This window comes from Nitrosophilus labii (assembly GCF_014466985.1).
In the GTDB taxonomy this organism is placed as follows: Bacteria; Campylobacterota; Campylobacteria; order Campylobacterales; family Nitratiruptoraceae; genus Nitrosophilus_A; species Nitrosophilus_A labii.
The window spans coordinates 1,430,919-1,447,126 of the sequence record NZ_AP022826.1 but is presented as its reverse complement, the minus strand read 5'-3'; the positions used below and the strand labels follow the sequence as shown (position 1 = coordinate 1,447,126).

12 protein-coding genes are annotated in these 16,208 nt (G+C 33.2%); 5 read left to right on the top strand and 7 right to left on the bottom strand.

Annotated elements, in window-relative coordinates:
- Positions 1-26 precede the first annotated feature (26 nt).
- The gene (locus tag NIL_RS07235; protein ID WP_187647133.1) at positions 27-4,937 is read right to left on the bottom strand and encodes an IPT/TIG domain-containing protein; all 4,911 of its coding nucleotides are present in this window, start codon (positions 4,935-4,937) and stop codon (positions 27-29) included.
- 450 nt (positions 4,938-5,387) lie between these two features.
- On the opposite strand from NIL_RS07235, the gene NIL_RS07230 reads away from it, so the two are divergent.
- Together NIL_RS07230 and NIL_RS07225 are read left to right on the top strand one after the other, a co-directional pair.
- Complete coding sequence (locus NIL_RS07230) at positions 5,388-6,992, top strand: cation:proton antiporter domain-containing protein (protein WP_187647132.1); 1,605 nt, start codon at positions 5,388-5,390, stop codon at positions 6,990-6,992.
- A complete protein-coding gene (locus NIL_RS07225) occupies positions 6,989-8,218 on the top strand; it encodes an SPL family radical SAM protein (protein WP_187647131.1) in 1,230 nt (409 codons plus the stop codon). The genes NIL_RS07230 and NIL_RS07225 overlap by 4 nt, the downstream gene beginning before the upstream one ends.
- On the opposite strand, the gene NIL_RS07220 is transcribed toward NIL_RS07225, so the two are convergent.
- Entirely contained in the window at positions 8,205-8,525 is a 321-nt protein-coding gene (locus NIL_RS07220) for a DUF3817 domain-containing protein (RefSeq protein ID WP_187647130.1), read from the bottom strand. The two genes, NIL_RS07225 and NIL_RS07220, sit on opposite strands and share 14 nt — an antisense overlap.
- A gap of 89 nt (positions 8,526-8,614) precedes the next feature.
- Between NIL_RS07220 and NIL_RS07215 the strand changes: the two genes are divergently transcribed.
- Positions 8,615-9,415: an eIF2B alpha/beta/delta subunit family protein gene (locus tag NIL_RS07215; protein WP_187647129.1), complete on the top strand. Its 801-nt coding sequence runs from the start codon at positions 8,615-8,617 to the stop codon at positions 9,413-9,415.
- Between the two features lie 41 nt (positions 9,416-9,456).
- Positions 9,457-10,032 (top strand): thermonuclease family protein, encoded by a 576-nt coding sequence (locus NIL_RS07210; RefSeq protein WP_187647128.1) that lies wholly within the window; start codon positions 9,457-9,459, stop codon positions 10,030-10,032.
- A 10-nt stretch (positions 10,033-10,042) separates the two neighbouring features.
- Here NIL_RS07210 and pstB read toward each other — a convergent pair whose 3' ends face one another.
- From pstB to pstS, 5 genes are all read right to left on the bottom strand, one after another.
- A complete protein-coding gene (gene pstB / locus NIL_RS07205) occupies positions 10,043-10,828 on the bottom strand; it encodes a phosphate ABC transporter ATP-binding protein PstB (RefSeq protein ID WP_197972062.1) in 786 nt (261 codons plus the stop codon).
- Positions 10,828-11,661, bottom strand: coding sequence for a phosphate ABC transporter permease PstA (gene pstA, locus NIL_RS07200; RefSeq protein WP_187647127.1), 834 nt, complete (start codon positions 11,659-11,661; stop codon positions 10,828-10,830). The genes pstB and pstA overlap by 1 nt, the downstream gene beginning before the upstream one ends.
- Positions 11,658-12,518, bottom strand: coding sequence for a phosphate ABC transporter permease subunit PstC (gene pstC / locus NIL_RS07195; protein WP_187647126.1), 861 nt, complete (start codon positions 12,516-12,518; stop codon positions 11,658-11,660). Before pstC ends, pstA begins: the two co-directional genes overlap by 4 nt.
- A gap of 196 nt (positions 12,519-12,714) precedes the next feature.
- A complete protein-coding gene (locus tag NIL_RS07190) occupies positions 12,715-13,950 on the bottom strand; it encodes a putative porin (protein WP_187647125.1) in 1,236 nt (411 codons plus the stop codon).
- Between the two features lie 306 nt (positions 13,951-14,256).
- A complete protein-coding gene (gene pstS / locus NIL_RS07185) occupies positions 14,257-15,273 on the bottom strand; it encodes a phosphate ABC transporter substrate-binding protein PstS (RefSeq protein WP_187647124.1) in 1,017 nt (338 codons plus the stop codon).
- Positions 15,274-15,539: 266 nt separating this feature from the next.
- Here pstS and NIL_RS07180 point away from each other — a divergent pair, with 266 nt between their 5' ends.
- On the top strand, positions 15,540-16,208 hold the full coding sequence (locus NIL_RS07180) for a phosphate signaling complex PhoU family protein (protein ID WP_187647123.1): 669 nt from the start codon (positions 15,540-15,542) through the stop codon (positions 16,206-16,208).

The window sequence follows — 16,208 nt, the reverse complement described above, 5'->3', positions numbered from 1 at the left end:
TAAGAAAACCTTACTCTAGAAATTGCTTATCTAGTTTCTGGCTGAATTATTATTTGTTTTAGTGGAACGTAATTAATGCTTTGGTTAAACGTATTGACTATATTTACGGTACTTGTAGCAGAGTTTAATCTTATATAAAAGGTTTTAACGACGCCAGCAGTCAGGTCATATCCACTTAACTCATCACTATTTGGCAGAACTTCAACTTCGGACGGAAAACTTATATAATAAGTCCCTATAGCATCCGGTGCAGTAATACCAATAAGCTTAACAGTATATATGACATCGGGTTCCATTTCTACCGTTACGCTGTCAGTAACCATAGGATAAGGCATTGTTTTTATAACTTTTCCATTATCGAAATCTAAAGAAAAAGTATCATCAGTTAAGCTACCGTTATCGCCAAACTCTATAGTTACTTTAGTAGTTGATACCGTAAAAGTTAGTCTGTTACTCTCTTCATTATCCACACTTACCCAAACGTCTCCTGTTACAACTCCTTTTGGTACCTGAACAGTTAGTTCAGACTCAGTCGCATCTATAACTGTTGCAAGAGTTGTTCCATCGTTAGTAGTAAAATAGACCTTATTATCTAACAGATTTGTAGAAAATCCAGCGCCACTTATAACTACTATAGTTCCAGAACCTCCACTATCTGGTGTAATCTTGCTTATAGAAAGTTTATCAACTATAGAGATTGTTTTAGGTGCCGCAACAGTAATATTTATAAGTTCATCTATCCATTGCTCATCATTGTGAACATGCGTAACTGTAACATTTATATCTTCTGTTGCATTTTCTAAAAAGTCACTAGGTATTTCAAAATAGTATAAGCTTTCATCCTCTTTATGTAGATCCAAATCTATTATATCGTTACCAGATTTGATAGTAACAGTAGGATAATGCCATGTTTTACAAACATTAATGTATCTAGGAGGAAGATAAGATATCCACTCTTTTTCATATTCGGAGCAGTAGTTATCCAGCCCTCTTCCTTCCAGATATATAGTTTTAGAAAAACCGTCTTTTTTAACTGAAGTAGGATAAATATCAGTTATTTCTATAGGAAAGTTTACTATAAACTCTATCTCGTCTTTTATAGTGGCAAAATCTAAAACGGTTAATCCCAAATCGACTGCAGTAGCTGCAACTTGAAATCCTTTTGTAGCAGTTTTAGCAATAAGTTTTGTAGCTATTTTTCCGAAAAACTTTTTATCCCAACCTAAAACTTTTATTAAAGCTTTTTGTACGTCGTCATCTTTAGCAATAATTTTTATAATATCTTCAACAAATTTACTAAAACCATCCCCAACCTTTCCTTCTTGCCAATAATCAATAGCGTTTCCGTTTAAGGCCGGAATAATTACATAATCTAATAATACAGATTGAGCTTTATTATCTATATTTATACCAATAGCTGTACTAATAATTGGAAATATACCTTGACTTATCAAAGTTCTAATAGCAAGTTTATATTCAGGTAATTTGTTGAAATTTGATAGAGTCATGCCTTCAAATTTTGGAGTTTTTATATTTACTTTACAACTCCTATATTTTACATCGTAAGTAGCCTTATAGGCTCTATATAAAAAGAAAGTTGAATCTTGAGGCGATAATAACCCATCATTATAAAACTCGTTAACATAATCTCTAATAATCTTACCGGTAGCACTATCTGTAATCATAAAATCGGCAAAAACCATTGTATCGTTTTCTATAAGAATTTTTCCATCGATTGGATCTCCAGTTTTATATACACTAAAACCGTCTATTTCATTAACTTTTATGCTTTGAATAGAAATTGTCGTAAAAATAGACTCTTTTTCCAACTGCTCTTGTATAAGGCTTTTAGATGTTGCCAAAGCGTCAATATATTCCTGTGAAGCTTCCATGATATAATAAGGGTTGTTACCTAAATTTTCGGCTAGATTTTTTGCAAATGCATCAATGTTGTTTTTAATAATATCGTAAATTTTTTTCTGTGTATCTATATCTGCCACACCGGCATTAAAAGCTGAGAACATTATATCAATAGCCGTAGAGTTAGTATCCACTATTATACTAGCATTGTCATCGCTAAATACAAGAGCCGATAAATAATAAGCACTAGTTCCACTCGCGTCTTCAGGCGTAAATACAGTTATCGACGAAGAGCCTCTGTTTCTAATAACCATAGTAAAATTACCATCGTCGTTTATATTATATTCGATACCGGCAAAATCTACTTTTAAATCCGAATAGTTATAAGAGGAACCTTGAGGTAGTACGACTTTACCGTTAATTGTTTTTCCTATAAAGATTGGCAATTCATTACTTTCACCGTTTAAAGTTGTTACTTTTACCGTACCAGAACTAATAGAACTATTTACGTCAAAAGATACGCTCGTATTGGTTGCGTAAAAGGTTTTAATCTCGATGTCGTTTACTTTTACAGAAGCAATATTGGATAGATTTACGCCATTTAAAGTTACTGTATCTCCATCTAGTGCATACTGCTGTGTATTTGGATAAACTACTTCATAAAGTACCGGACTAGTAGCCTCGACTATATTTAAATTATCGCTTGCGGTCAAATAGTCGTTATTGTAAACTCTAACAATAGCTTGACCTATAATTTTCGGTAATGTTACCGTTATATTTGTACTATTTATTTCTGTTGGAACCAGATTATGCACTCCGTTTTGTTCTATCAATAGTACAATCGCGTTTTGATCAAAATTTTCGCCCGTTATATTTAATACCCCACCAGTCTGAGCAAAGTTTGGTATTTTTACAGAATTAATATTTCCTTCGATATAAATAGTTGCTGAACTATTTATATCTTCCGAAGTTAATCTATTATTGTCATTAATATCAAGGATGCCGTCGTTATCATCATCCACATCCATATAATCGGCATATCCGTCGCCGTCTGTATCTAAAGGATTGATATGATTTGTCCCAATTTCTGAATCATCAGATATGCCGTTACCGTCACTATCTGTATCGTAAGGATTAAGTAAACCGTCGTTATCGTAATCTACCAACGCTTCATTAGCATCTAAAATCGTATCACCGTCAGAGTCAATATCTAACCAGTTAGGAATGCCGTCACCGTCTATATCAAATGAACTTGTGTATATTTCATAAAAATCTTTGATTCCATCTCCATCACTATCTGAGGATTTTTCATTACACCCTATAGCTCTTTCAAAATCGTCAGCTACTCCATCCATATCACTATCTACAAATATTTTTGCTTCATAAGTATTGTTTGTGTCAGAATAATTGTTTTTATCTGTTATTATAAATGCATAAGTTCCATCAGTAGGTATTCTAAATGTAACAACTGTATTATTGGCATAATTAATATTGTTTATAGCTACTAAAGAATTACCACTACTATCTACAATTGAAACTATAGGCTCAAAATCTGTGTTTGATTTTTTTAATACCATAGATACAATCGTACCTGCAACGGAGTCAAACTTAAAGTAATCATCGTCGGTACCGCTATCAAAATAAACTGTTCCAGATACTTTTAACGGCAAGGAGCCGGATAAAACGTTTGCATCGTTTAGGTTGCCGTTAAATTCTGTTTCATTAATTGTTGTAATTATAGAACGATTTTCATCAAAAGGATAATCATCTTCTGTATCGACTACACCATCTCCATCTTCGTCTTCTTGAGCAAAGTTTCCTATCCCGTTGCCGTCATCATCCAAAAATTCCGCCGGATTGTTAGGAAAAAGATCGTTTTCGTTTAAAATCCCGTCACCGTCAACATCGAGATCTTCATAAGATAGCAGTCCGTCACCATCTAAATCGGCAGTAATATTTATATCTTTAGAGACTTTATTGTGTCCGTCAGATATTTCAAGCGAAATGACGTAGTTACCTTCAGTATCAACAGTTATAAAAGTATTTGCGTCGTTTTTGTTGCTTAAAACAGCGTTAGAGTTGGTAGGAGAAGATTTTATACTCCACGCATACGTTAAAGGATAACCAAAATATGAATAACTTCCATCCGCGGACAATAGAGATTTTTCGTTTAATCTAATATTTTCACTATATTTTATATCTATTATAGGTGGCTCTATAACTCTAGCCGCAGTTGCTGCTCTTAAAAAGTAGTCCTTCATATTTTCAAACAATAAAGGATTTTTAATGCTCAAACTATCTTGTCCTGCTTGAGAAAGTTTTTTCGGTAAATCACCGACGGCAAACGTCAAATTTCCATCACTAATGATTAGACTTTCATTACCGTCTTTACCATCAAAAATTCCGTCAGACAAATCTTTAACAATAAGTTCTAGCAAATCTTTAAATGTAAATTGAGTGCCTACTATTTTATTTATTTCGTTTTGATAAGCCACCATTGATAGTATGGATATAGCATATTCGTTTTCTTTGGTTTTTTCAGAATCAGTTTCGATTCCTTCAATATTTGGCTTTGTTAAGCTTAAACTATCAAAAGATAACCCAAAAAGTTTAGAAATTGTACTCTGTGCAGTGTCAAAATCGGAAAATTTTCCGTTTATCAACATTTCTGTAGCTAAAGTAGTAAGCGGAGTAATAAAATACTCATATTTTTCAGTAGGATTATTAATAATCGTTTTTAAAACAAGATCGTTAAAACCCACTTTTTTGCCGTTAGTTTCATCAATATAATAGGTCGTATTATCGGTATTCTTAGTTATTTCTATTAATATTGGAGTTGAACCATTGATATTACTGACGGTAAACTTACTATCTTCTACAACACTCGTTGAGATTAATTTTCCCTTACTATTATTGGAAAAATCATAAACGTTTACAACTGCATTCTGAACAATTCCCTTGTAAGTACTTCCAGAAATTGTAGTAGAAGTAGTATCCGAAGTTTGTTCAGAACTTCCTCCACATCCTAACAGAAGAAACGAAAGAGCTATTGTTACTATAAGATTAAATATTTTCATAACAATCCTTTCTTAAAAAATATTATTCTTTTATAATTATATATTAATATAAATAAAATCTAAATTAAAAATAAATAAAAATTTTAGTTTGATTTAAATTTTGAGCAAAACAAGTAAAAGCAATAGTTTGATTTAATTTATCTACTATATATTATGCTGTTTGGCAAATATTAAAGAAAATGAGAAAACTTTAGAAAAAATTGTAATTAGACTTGAAAGAAAGTTTAAAATTTTAATATAGTAAATGTTATTATATTTGCAAAATTGCTAAAATCTGCTAAAAGTTTGATCTTTAATAACAAAGAAATACTAATCTATCTTTATTTGATGAATTCTGTAAAATTTTAAGTTAAGTTTATAAAGGTAAAAAAAGAGAGAGTAGAGTTACTTACTTTAAAGCCTTTTTGAAGTATAATTTGAAGAAAATTTTATAATAACTTAAGGAATTTTATGGATTTGATATTAGAGGGTTTTATTTTAACCATATTTATAGCTCTTGTTTTAAATATAGTATTGGCCAAATTCAATATACCTACGATTATAGGCTATATATTAACCGGGATTATAATCTCTAAAATTTTCTCCTTACAAACTGAGCATATTTCGCTTCTTTCCCATATCTCAGAGCTCGGTATAGTTTTTATGATGTTTATGATAGGTTTGGAGTTTTCTTTTAGATATCTTTTAAAGATGAAGTCGTATGTTTTTGGTTTCGGATTTGCCGAAGTATTTATTGTAGGAACCATTTTTAGTCTATTGGCATACTTGTTGGGTTTTTCTTTACAAACCGCTATGATTGTAGGATATACCCTCTCTTTATCCTCAACTGCAATTGTAGTTAAGATGTTAAATACCACAGGTGATATAAACAAGCAGTATGGAAGGAAAGCTCTTGGGATTTTGATCTTTCAAGATATTGCGGTAATTCCTATAATGCTGATGATAGAGGTCTTTTCTAGAAATAGCGGACACATAATTTCACAGCTTTTTAAGATCGGCATAAGCGCAACTATTCTTTTGATAGCAATGTATTTTTTTGGACGTATTTTATTTGAAAGGATTTTAACTTGGGTAAGTAAAATTGAGAGTGAAGAGCTTTTTATAAGCTCTATACTTTTTATAGTTTTGTTTAGTTCTTTGTTCGCCCATCTGCTTGGATTTTCTTACTCTTTGGGAGCTTTTATAGCCGGAGTTTTGATCGCTGAGACCCATTTTAAATATCAGATGGAGGCGGATATTGCTCCATTTAGAGATCTGTTGCTTGGGCTCTTTTTTATAACGGTGGGAATGCATATAGATCCTCTTTTTGTATTTAAAAATTTGTATAAGATTTTACTACTATTAGCGGCTATTTTGGCTATCAAGATCTTTTTTATATATGTTATCATCAGAGTCAAAAGTCAAAGCAGGACTGCTTTGAAAGTAGCATTGGCGCTTATGCAGGTTGGTGAGTTTGCTTTGGCTGTTTTTGAGATCTCAAAAAGTAAGGGACTTTTAGAGAATGAAGTTGCTCAGATACTTACTGCAACAGTCATACTCTCTATGATAATAACTCCTTTTATATTGCAAAATCTAAAAAATATAGCAGACTTTTTTTCAAAAGAGCCTGAAGAGATAGTAAATATTGAGGCTGAAAAACTCCAAAACCATATAGTAATTGTAGGTTATGGTCCTCTTGGGAAAAGTGTTATTAAAAAGCTTAAAAGAGAGGAGGTAGAGTACATCGTTTTAGAGCATGATTATCATCTGGTACAAGAAGGACTTAAAAATAAGGAGCCGATAGTATTGGCAAATGCCGCTAAAAAGGAGATTTTAGAAAAAGTAGGTATTGAAAGGGCATGCAGTGTTGTAGTTGCGATAAAAAATTTTAAGAAAAAAAGACTTATTTGCGATATCATTAACAGATTTGATTTTCATGTAAATATTGTAGTAGTTGTTAGTGACGAAAAGGAAAAGGAGATACTTGAACATGAACTAGATATCGAAAATATCATTGTAGATAGTGAAGAGATATCAAAGATCGTGGTAAATAGGGCTCTTAGGTGTGAGATATGAAAGTTTATGATTTTGAAAAAAAGATAAAAAATACTCTTTTTGAGAATCTTCCTAAAAGTCAGAAAGATTTTATAAAAGCAAAAACTTTTAAGTACCGTTTTTCTTCTCAAGAACTAAAGCGTATTGTGGATATAGCGATCGATCTTAATATGTGGCAAGAAGAGCCAGTGGAAAAATTATGGGTCGATTTTGAAGATAAAAAAAGAGTAGCAAAAGAGTTGATAAAAAGATATGAAGAGATAAAAAACAGGCCCAAAACTTACAAAGATTTTGAAATAGATAAGGAAAAAACTCATAAAATCAGATTTACTCGTATTGATAAAAAACTTGGTTTTGGAATGTGTCCGGTTGCAAGTCCTAAGACTCGCTGCTGCAATCTTTGGACCCTTGATATGGTTGAGTCTTGCGGGTTTGATTGTAGTTACTGTTCTATTCAATCTTTTTACAACGAAGATACCATAACTTTCAATACGAATCTAAAAGAGAAACTACTATCTTTAAATCTTGATCTAAACGAAATATACCATATAGGTACAGGCCAATCGAGTGATTCTTTGATGTGGGGAAACAGAGGTGGTGTTTTAGATGCTCTTTTTGAGTTTGCTAAAAAATATCCAAATGTGATACTTGAGCTAAAAACAAAAAGTGATAATATCAAATATTTACTTGAAAACGACTATCCGAAAAATATCATTGCCACTTGGAGCTTAAATCCCCAAACTATCATAGAAAAGGAGGAGAGACTGACAGCCTCTTTGGAAAATAGATTAAAAGCTGCTAAAAAGATTCACGACAAAGGTCGTCTTGTAGGTTTTCATTTTCATCCTATGATTTATTATAAAGATTGGCAAAAAGATTATGGAGATATTTTTAAATATCTAGTGCAAAATTTCGATCCAAAAAGAGTTGCTCTGGTCTCTTTAGGAACTCTTACTTTCATAAAACCGGTTATTAAAAAGTTAAGAGAGCGTTCATTTAAATCAAAAATACTTCAAATGCCTTTGGTAGATGCGGCCGGAAAACTCTCGTATCCTATAGATATAAAAAAAGATATGTTTAGGTTTGCATACAAGAGTTTAAAAGAGTGGCACGGTAGAGTATATTTTTATCTGTGTATGGAGGATCACTCTTTATGGAAAGAGGTTTTTGGTAGGGAGTACCCTACCAACGAAAGTTTTGAACTGGATATGAAATATAGCTATCTATCTAAAATTAAAAATCTTTGATAGTTAGAGGCTCTATCTTTTTGAGCTCTTTTTCAAAGAGCAATTTATCTGTATAGAAACTTCCAAAAGGAACCAATGAGAGTATAAAAAACTTAGTAGCCTCTTTTTTACTAAAAGGGACACTCCTAGCGGCAACTATAAGCTGATAAATAAAAGCTATAAAAAGGACTCCGTGAAGTCCGCCGATAATTTTAGTAGCTATCCCATAGCCCAAAATATATTTTAACGGCATAGCAATAAAAAGTAAAACGATATATGAATAACCCTCTATTTTGTTTATAAATCTAAACTTTTTCAATTCAGACATGTTTACTCCTAGTTTTTTGCGTAGTTTAGCTTAATAGATATAAAATAGATATAATAGTTACAACTAGATTATCTTTTTTAGGAAAAAAAATGGAGTGGTGGAAAAAAGAGATTGAAAATATAAAGAATGACAATAAAAACGGTGCTACTTTTTTAACCTTAATGGCTATTAAAATAATAAAGGAGATGTCTATAAAAAGATGCAAAAAAGAGGATATTAAAAATGCTTTGAAATTTTTAATGAGTGTTCAGCCTATGATGGCTTCTATTTACAATTTTGCTAATATATTTAGTAAGTTTGTAGAGCTAGATTATGAAGAGATAATCAAATATTGTAAAGAATTTGAAAAAGAGTTTAAAAAGGCGAATGAAAAAGTTGCTAAAAATTCTCTGAAATGTTTTGAAGACAATAGAACCATTTTAACACACTCTTTTAGTTCTTTAGTTTATAACTCATTTTTAGAAGCGAAAAAAGCCGGTTTTGAGTTTGAGGTAATCTGCAGCGAGTCAAGACCAAAAAATGAGGGAGTAGAACTGGCTGAAAAACTTTGCAAAGAGGGGATTAAAACTACGCTTGTTACTGATGCGGCAGCCCCATTTTTTGTAAAGAATGTTGATATTGTACTTTTTGGAGCAGATGGGGTAGGGGATTTTGGCTTGGTTCATAAGGTAGGCTCTTATGCTATAGCTTTAGCGGCAAAAAAAAGTAAAGTAAAAGTAGTTTCTTTAGCTCCTACTTTCAAGTTTTGGCCAAAAGATTTTAAAGAGCCGAAAACCTTGTTAAAAGATCCAAATGAGTTAGCAAAAGGGTGTTTTGAAGTGAAAAATTTCTATTTTGACATAACTCCTTTGGAGCTTATAGATAGTTTTGTTACAGAGATTAATATATAATTAACTCATTCTTGATACAATAAAAAAAAAAGGAGAGTGATATGAAAAAAGTTCTTTTACTATTGGTTTTATTAAATCTTTTTTTGTTTGCAAGGGAAGCGGTTATAAAAGAGATACTTAGTGAAAATATGATATTGATAGAGCAAAACGGTGTTACGAAAAGGGCTCAGCTTGCAGGTATCGCTCTGTTTGCCAATGTAAACTATAAAAATAAAAAAGTTTCCTATAAAGAGAGAGAAAAACTTCATACCGAAGCGATGGACTATCTTTTGGAGCATATGCCGATTGGAAGTAAGATAAAGTATATAAAGATAAATAATGCTCAAAAAGGGCCTGAATATATCTGGCCTGTAGTAAATGGCGATCAAGAGTTAAATTATCTAATGGTTAAAAACGGTTACGCTCTTTTAGATGCAACTAATCCTTATTTATTGGCAATGTTTGAGATGAGACTAAAAAGAGCTATGAAGTATGCTAAACAAAAAAGGCTTGGTCTTTGGAAAGAAAATTATGCTACTATGAGCCAGCTTATAGAAAAAAGAGATTATTACGGCTCTACAAATAAAAATGTGTCAAAATATGAAGTATTAGGTTTTTTGGAGAGTAGAGCCAAATAGCTCTATATTATCAACCGAATTTGCCGGTGATATACTCTTCAGAGAGTTGTTCTTTTGGATTTACGAAAAACTCTTCGGTAACACCTAGTTCTACAAGCTCTCCAAGATACATAAAAGCTGTATAATCGCTGATACGTGCCGCTTGCTGCATATTGTGGGTAACAATAACTATTGTCATATCTTTTTTAAGCTCAATTACTAACTCTTCTATTGCCTGTGTGGATATCGGGTCTAATGCTGATGTTGGTTCATCAAAAAGTAAAACTTTAGGTTTAACCGCAACTGCTCTTGCTATACATAGACGCTGCTGCTGTCCGCCTGAGAGAGCATTTCCGTCCTCTTTTAACCTATCTTTTACCTCGTTCCAAAGAGCCGCTCCCTTTAGAGCTTCTTCAACTCTTCCCTCAAGTTCACTTTTGTTTTTTATACCTTGGAGTCTAAGACCGTAGGCTACATTATCAAAGATACTCATAGGAAAAGGTGTTGGTTTTTGAAAAATCATTCCTATTTTAACTCTCAAATCAATTAGGTCTATATTTTTATCTAGTATGTTTTTACCTTCAAATATAACTTCACCTTCATATCTGTTTCCGGGATATAAGTCATGGATTCTATTTAGGGATCTCAAGAGTGTTGATTTACCGCAACCGCTAGGCCCTATAAGAGCGGTAACTCTGTTTTTTGCAATAGGCATAGATATGTTTTTTAGACTTGGTTTATCACTTTTAGCATAATAAAAACTTAAGTTTTTTATATCGATTTCTAACTCATCTTTGATTTTGCAAATAGTGGCCATTATTTAACCTTCCTTTTTTTGATAATTAATCTTCCCAAAATATTAACAGATAAAACAAAAACACCTAAGATAAATGCTGCTGCCCAGCCAAGATTTATCCAATCTTCATAAGGACTAGTAGCAAAGTTAAACATAGTTACAGTAAGTGACGGCATTGCCTCGTTAAGGTTTGTAGTAAAAAAGTTGTTGTTAAACGAGGTAAATAGTAAAGGGGCCGTTTCACCTGCAATTCTTGCGATTGAGAGCAAAACACCTGTGATGACGCCTACTTTAGCACCTCTGTAGACAATTTGAATGATAACTTTATATTTAGGCGCTCCAAGAGCATAGGCAGCTTCTCTAAGTTGCTGAGGTACAAGATTTAGCATATCGTCCGTAGTTCTAAGAACAATTGGAACCATCATAATTGCCAAAGCTGCTGCTCCGGCCCATCCGTTAAAGTGTCCCACGGGAGCAACTAAAATAGCATATACAAAAGCGCCGATGACTATAGAGGGTGCACTCATCATAATATCGCTAATATCTCTTATAAAATTTGCAAATTTAGAGTTTTTACCATATTCACTCAAATAGGTTCCAGCTAAAATCCCTAGAGGAATACCTATAGCCGAAGCTACTCCTACTAAAATAAGTTGTCCCACTATTGCGTTTCTAAGACCGCTCTCTTCACGTCCAGGAGGTGCCGTGTCATATATGAAAATTTTCATACTCATAGCATCCAGACCTTTGGAAATCAATGTCCACAATATCCAAAAAAGAAAAAATAGGCCTATTAGAGCCGATAGCGTTGATAGCACTAAAACTATGTTATTAATTATCTTTCTTTTTATCATCTCTCTTTCCTAATTTTTCTTAAAAAGTAAAATTTTGCGGTGGCTATAACTACAAAACTGATAACAAAAAGAATTAGTGCTAGATAAAATAGACTTGCATAATACAGATCTCCATCAGCTTCAGTAAACTCGTTCGCTAGTGTTACAGGAATACTCGTAGCGGCATTGACTATAGAGTCCGGAATTTTGTGTACATTGCCCATAACAAATGTAACGGCCATAGTCTCACCGATTGCACGACCAAGAGCCAATATGATAGAACCTATGATTCCGGCTTTCGCATAAGGAATGACAACATCTTTTATAACATCCCATTTGGTAGCTCCAAGAGCATAAGCAGACTCTTTTAGAATATCGGGCGTGGTGTTCATACTATCTCTTGTGATAGCGGCCATAAAAGGTAAAATCATAATAGAAAGTACAATCCCAGCAGTTAAGAGCCCTAATCCATTTCCTCCAAACCAGTCTCGAATAATCGGTGCGAAATAAAAAAGTCCCCACATGCCGTAGATTATAGAAGGGATTGCCGCTAACATCTCTATAGCAGTCCCAATAGGCGTTTTAAGTTTTTCAAAAGCTATTTCGGTTAAAAATATAGCGATTCCTATAGCTATAGGCGTAGCTATAATCATTGCTAAAAATGTAGAAACTACTGAGCCAAAAATTGCGGGAGCTCCTCCAAATATTTCCAAGTTCGGAGCCCATTTTGAGTTTGTTAAAAATTCAACTCCAAAGGCTTCTATCGCGGGTTTTGCCTCTTCAAAAAGTACCCAAAAAATTGTGACTAAAACTACTAAGACTAATAGAGCAGAGAGTTTGGATAAGTATTCGAAACTCTTGTCTACTATTTTTTGCACGACATCCCTTTAATTTTTTAGGGGATTTTACTCTCTTTTGGTTACAAAAAGATTACATAAGCAGTAAAAACACTTAGTGCAGGCAAAGTTAAAGGAGTAAGAAAGAGATTGCCTACAGTAAATGCTTGAAATTTTCATTATCAGTCGCAAGCCTATAGTTTTTAAGACTACAGACTTTAGACTGATAAGTAATAAATCACCACTTTACTTCTGCCGTAAACATATATTGGGTAGCTTTTTTCCCGTCGATATCTTCTGCATCATAAGATTTTATGTTTCCGATAAATTTTACATTTTTATTGTACTTGTATGCTAGGCCCGCTAAATATTGGCTTTTGTCTTCGCCTGCATGACTATATGCGTCATTTTCAATTTTCCAATAGTCATATCTTCCAAGAACAGACCACTTTTTAGCAGGACGAAATTCACCGTTGATTGTATAGCCGGTACCTCTACCTTTTCCTTTATTGTATGTACTAGAAGAAGAGTCAACATACATACCTGCAATCAAAAACATTGGCTGGTTATATACGGCATGAATACCCCACCATTTCTTTATAGAAGGAGTACCTTTTGAATCTGCAGGTTTATAGTTATTGTCGTTGTTGTATTGACCCGTAAAAGAGAGATCAAAATATTCATTTTCTGTTGGATGAACATGTTTTTTACCTGTTCCAAGAATATTGGCAGTTAAACGCCATTCATAAGACATTTCAGTTCCAGAGTGGTCACCATGATATCCTTCACCGTTGAAAACTCCTATTTCAGAGCTAAAATAGTCCATTTTTGTTTTGAAATTGATACCAAGGTCAGCAGAATTAGTTAAATCTGCAGCCGTACTATCTTCAATAAATGTTTTAGATATAGAACGATAGAGCCATCCATGGTGCTCTTCCCAGTCTATCCATGTTCTATGTACTTGACCAAATTCTACACCGGTATACGGCAAAATATTGTCTAGATATATGTAAGCATATTTTACGCGAACTTCCCAACTGTTTTTATCTTTACCGTCAGTTTCATTCACGTTTTGAAATGTATCTAAAGTTAGTCTCATATAATCTTTTTTATTCCAGTATGCTTTAACTTGTAAATAGTTTCTTCTAGTTTCAAATTCACTGTTGTCTTTATTGGCGGATGTTTTGTCGTTAGTAAACGTATAACCAAGGTAATGTTTTCCGCTAAATTTTAGAGTTTTTACTTTTGACTTTACTTTAGTCCCTTTTAAAGCTTTGCTCATTTTACTTTTTATCGTTTCATTTTGAACATAAACCTCTTTTGCGCTTACAAAATCACCAAGTTCTACTCTGTTTGGACCAGGTTTTGTATATATTGCGCCCGTATCTTTATCTTGATAAAGTGTTATTGTTGATGCGCTTGCCACGGATGCCGCTAATGCTGCTGCTACAAAAGAAAGTGTAATTTTTTTCATTTTGCTCTCCTTTTATATTTAGTAAAATTTATTAAGATACTATAATAGCTAAAATACCTGAATAAGTAAAAATTCAACCATTCAACTACTTAGTGAATACTCTGAAAAATTACCAAATTTCACTCAGGCGAGTTGAAATTTTTAGTAAAACTAACGCTTGAAAATTTTATTAAAAAGTGCAAACGCGAGCGCCCCTTCGGGGTTGAGTGCACTTTTTTCGCCTAAGGGCGAACATAAAATTTTCAAGCTAAAATTTCAAAGCCTTCGTTCAAATTGTAATTTTTCAGAAGTCTCTAATAACTTAAATTATCTTGATTTTGGTTCAATTCCATTCTCTTTCCAGTAATTTCTGATCATATCTTTTGTCTCTTTTGGAAGAGGTATATATCCGAGTCTTTTTGCCGATTCATCACCATTTTTAAATGCCCAGTCAAAAAAGGAGACAACTTTTTTATTAGTTTCCGTTTTTTCTCTAGGAAGTAAGATAAATGTTCCTGCAACTATCGGGTAGCTGTTGTCACCAGGCTGCAGTGCAAGTATTTGATAAAAGTGGTTTTGGGGTTTCCAAGAAGCGTATTTTGCGGCTGCTTTAAAATTCTCTTCTACAGGCTTTACCCATTTACCGCTTTTTGTCTGTATAGTTGCCGCTTTAAAGTTGTTTTTTCTTTTATATGCATACTCAACATATCCTATACTGTAAGGTGTCTGTTTTAAAAGATTTGATATGCCTTCATTTCCTTTTCCGCCAATGCCTACAGGCCAATCGAGAGCTTTCCCTACACCTACTTGGTTTGCCCAGTCTTGACTTACGTGACTTAAAAAGTAAGAGAAGTTGAATGTTGTTCCACTACCATCGCTTCTGTGTATAACTGTGATTTTTTTATGTGGAAGTTTAATGCCAGGGTTATCTTCAGTTATAGCTTTATCATCCCAATATTTTATTTTACCCAAGAAGATATCTGCTATATCTTTGTTCTCAAGTTTTAACTCCATATCTTTAACTTCAGGAAGATTGTAAACAACAATGATACTTCCGATTACCGCCGGAAATTGGTATAATCTTTTTTTATCAAGTTTTTTTGGTTTAAGCGGTTTATCGCTTGCACCAAAATCTACTATTCTAGCGCTTATCTGTTTGATACCGCCGCCAGAGCCGATTGACTGATAGTTTATTTCATTTCCTGTAGCTTTATGATAATCATAAGCCCAGTCGTAATATAAAGGCGCTGGAAAACTTGCACCCGCACCGCTGATTCTATCTGCATATACACTGCCAGATATTATAGCCAAGCCAATAGCAGTAAATGCTGCTTTTTTTAGCATTTAGACTCCTTTAATATATAGTTAAAATAGTTAATAAAGGCTGAGTAATAAATTTTAGCTAAGTGGTTAAAAAGGTTAAAATGGTTAAGTAGGTTAACCACTCAACTACTCAACCACTCATCTACTCAACTCTTTCTTGACATTGAAATAGTATAATTATTAAATTACAAAATGGTTACTTTTGTAAAAATCTTTGTTACCAAAGAGTAACTCTTTTTTTTTATAATCCGTCAAACATTAAAAAGATTAATTAATCAGGGGTTAAAATGCTAAAAAACTACCAGGAAAAACTAGACCATATCAACACTTTAGTTACGGATGTTGCCGGTAAAGTTTTAAATGCTCATAAAATTGCTTTAGATTCATTTGAGAGAAAAGATATCAAAGAGTTTGAGTCCGTTTTGCAGCTTGTTAAGACCTTGGATGAAGAGGCAAGAGAGATAGATAACGAGATAGTAAAAACAATAGCTTTGTTTGGACCTGAAGCAACTCACTTAAGAGAGCTTATTGCATATATAAAACTGACCAACGAGATAGTCAGAATCGGAGATTATGCAAAAACTTATGCAAAAAATATCTCTACCCATATAAAAAATGATATACGATTTGAAGATGTTGACGCTTATATATTGCAGCTTCATGAGACTGCTATAGAGGCTCTTGAATTTGCTTTGGCTATGCTTGAAGAGAGTGATATCGAAGAGATAGAGGATTTGTATAGAAAAACATTAGTAGAAGAGAGTAAAACAGACGAGATTTTCAAACTTTTTGAAAAAGAGCTAATTTCAAATCTGTGTGAAGATGTAAACAAACTTATAGATTATCTAAATATTTTATCGACTTGCAGAAAGCTTGAAAGAACGGCAGATAGAGCGGTTGAGGTTGCGAAACTTCTTATCTTTGCAAAAAAAGGCGGAAGACTCGAGATTTTTTAA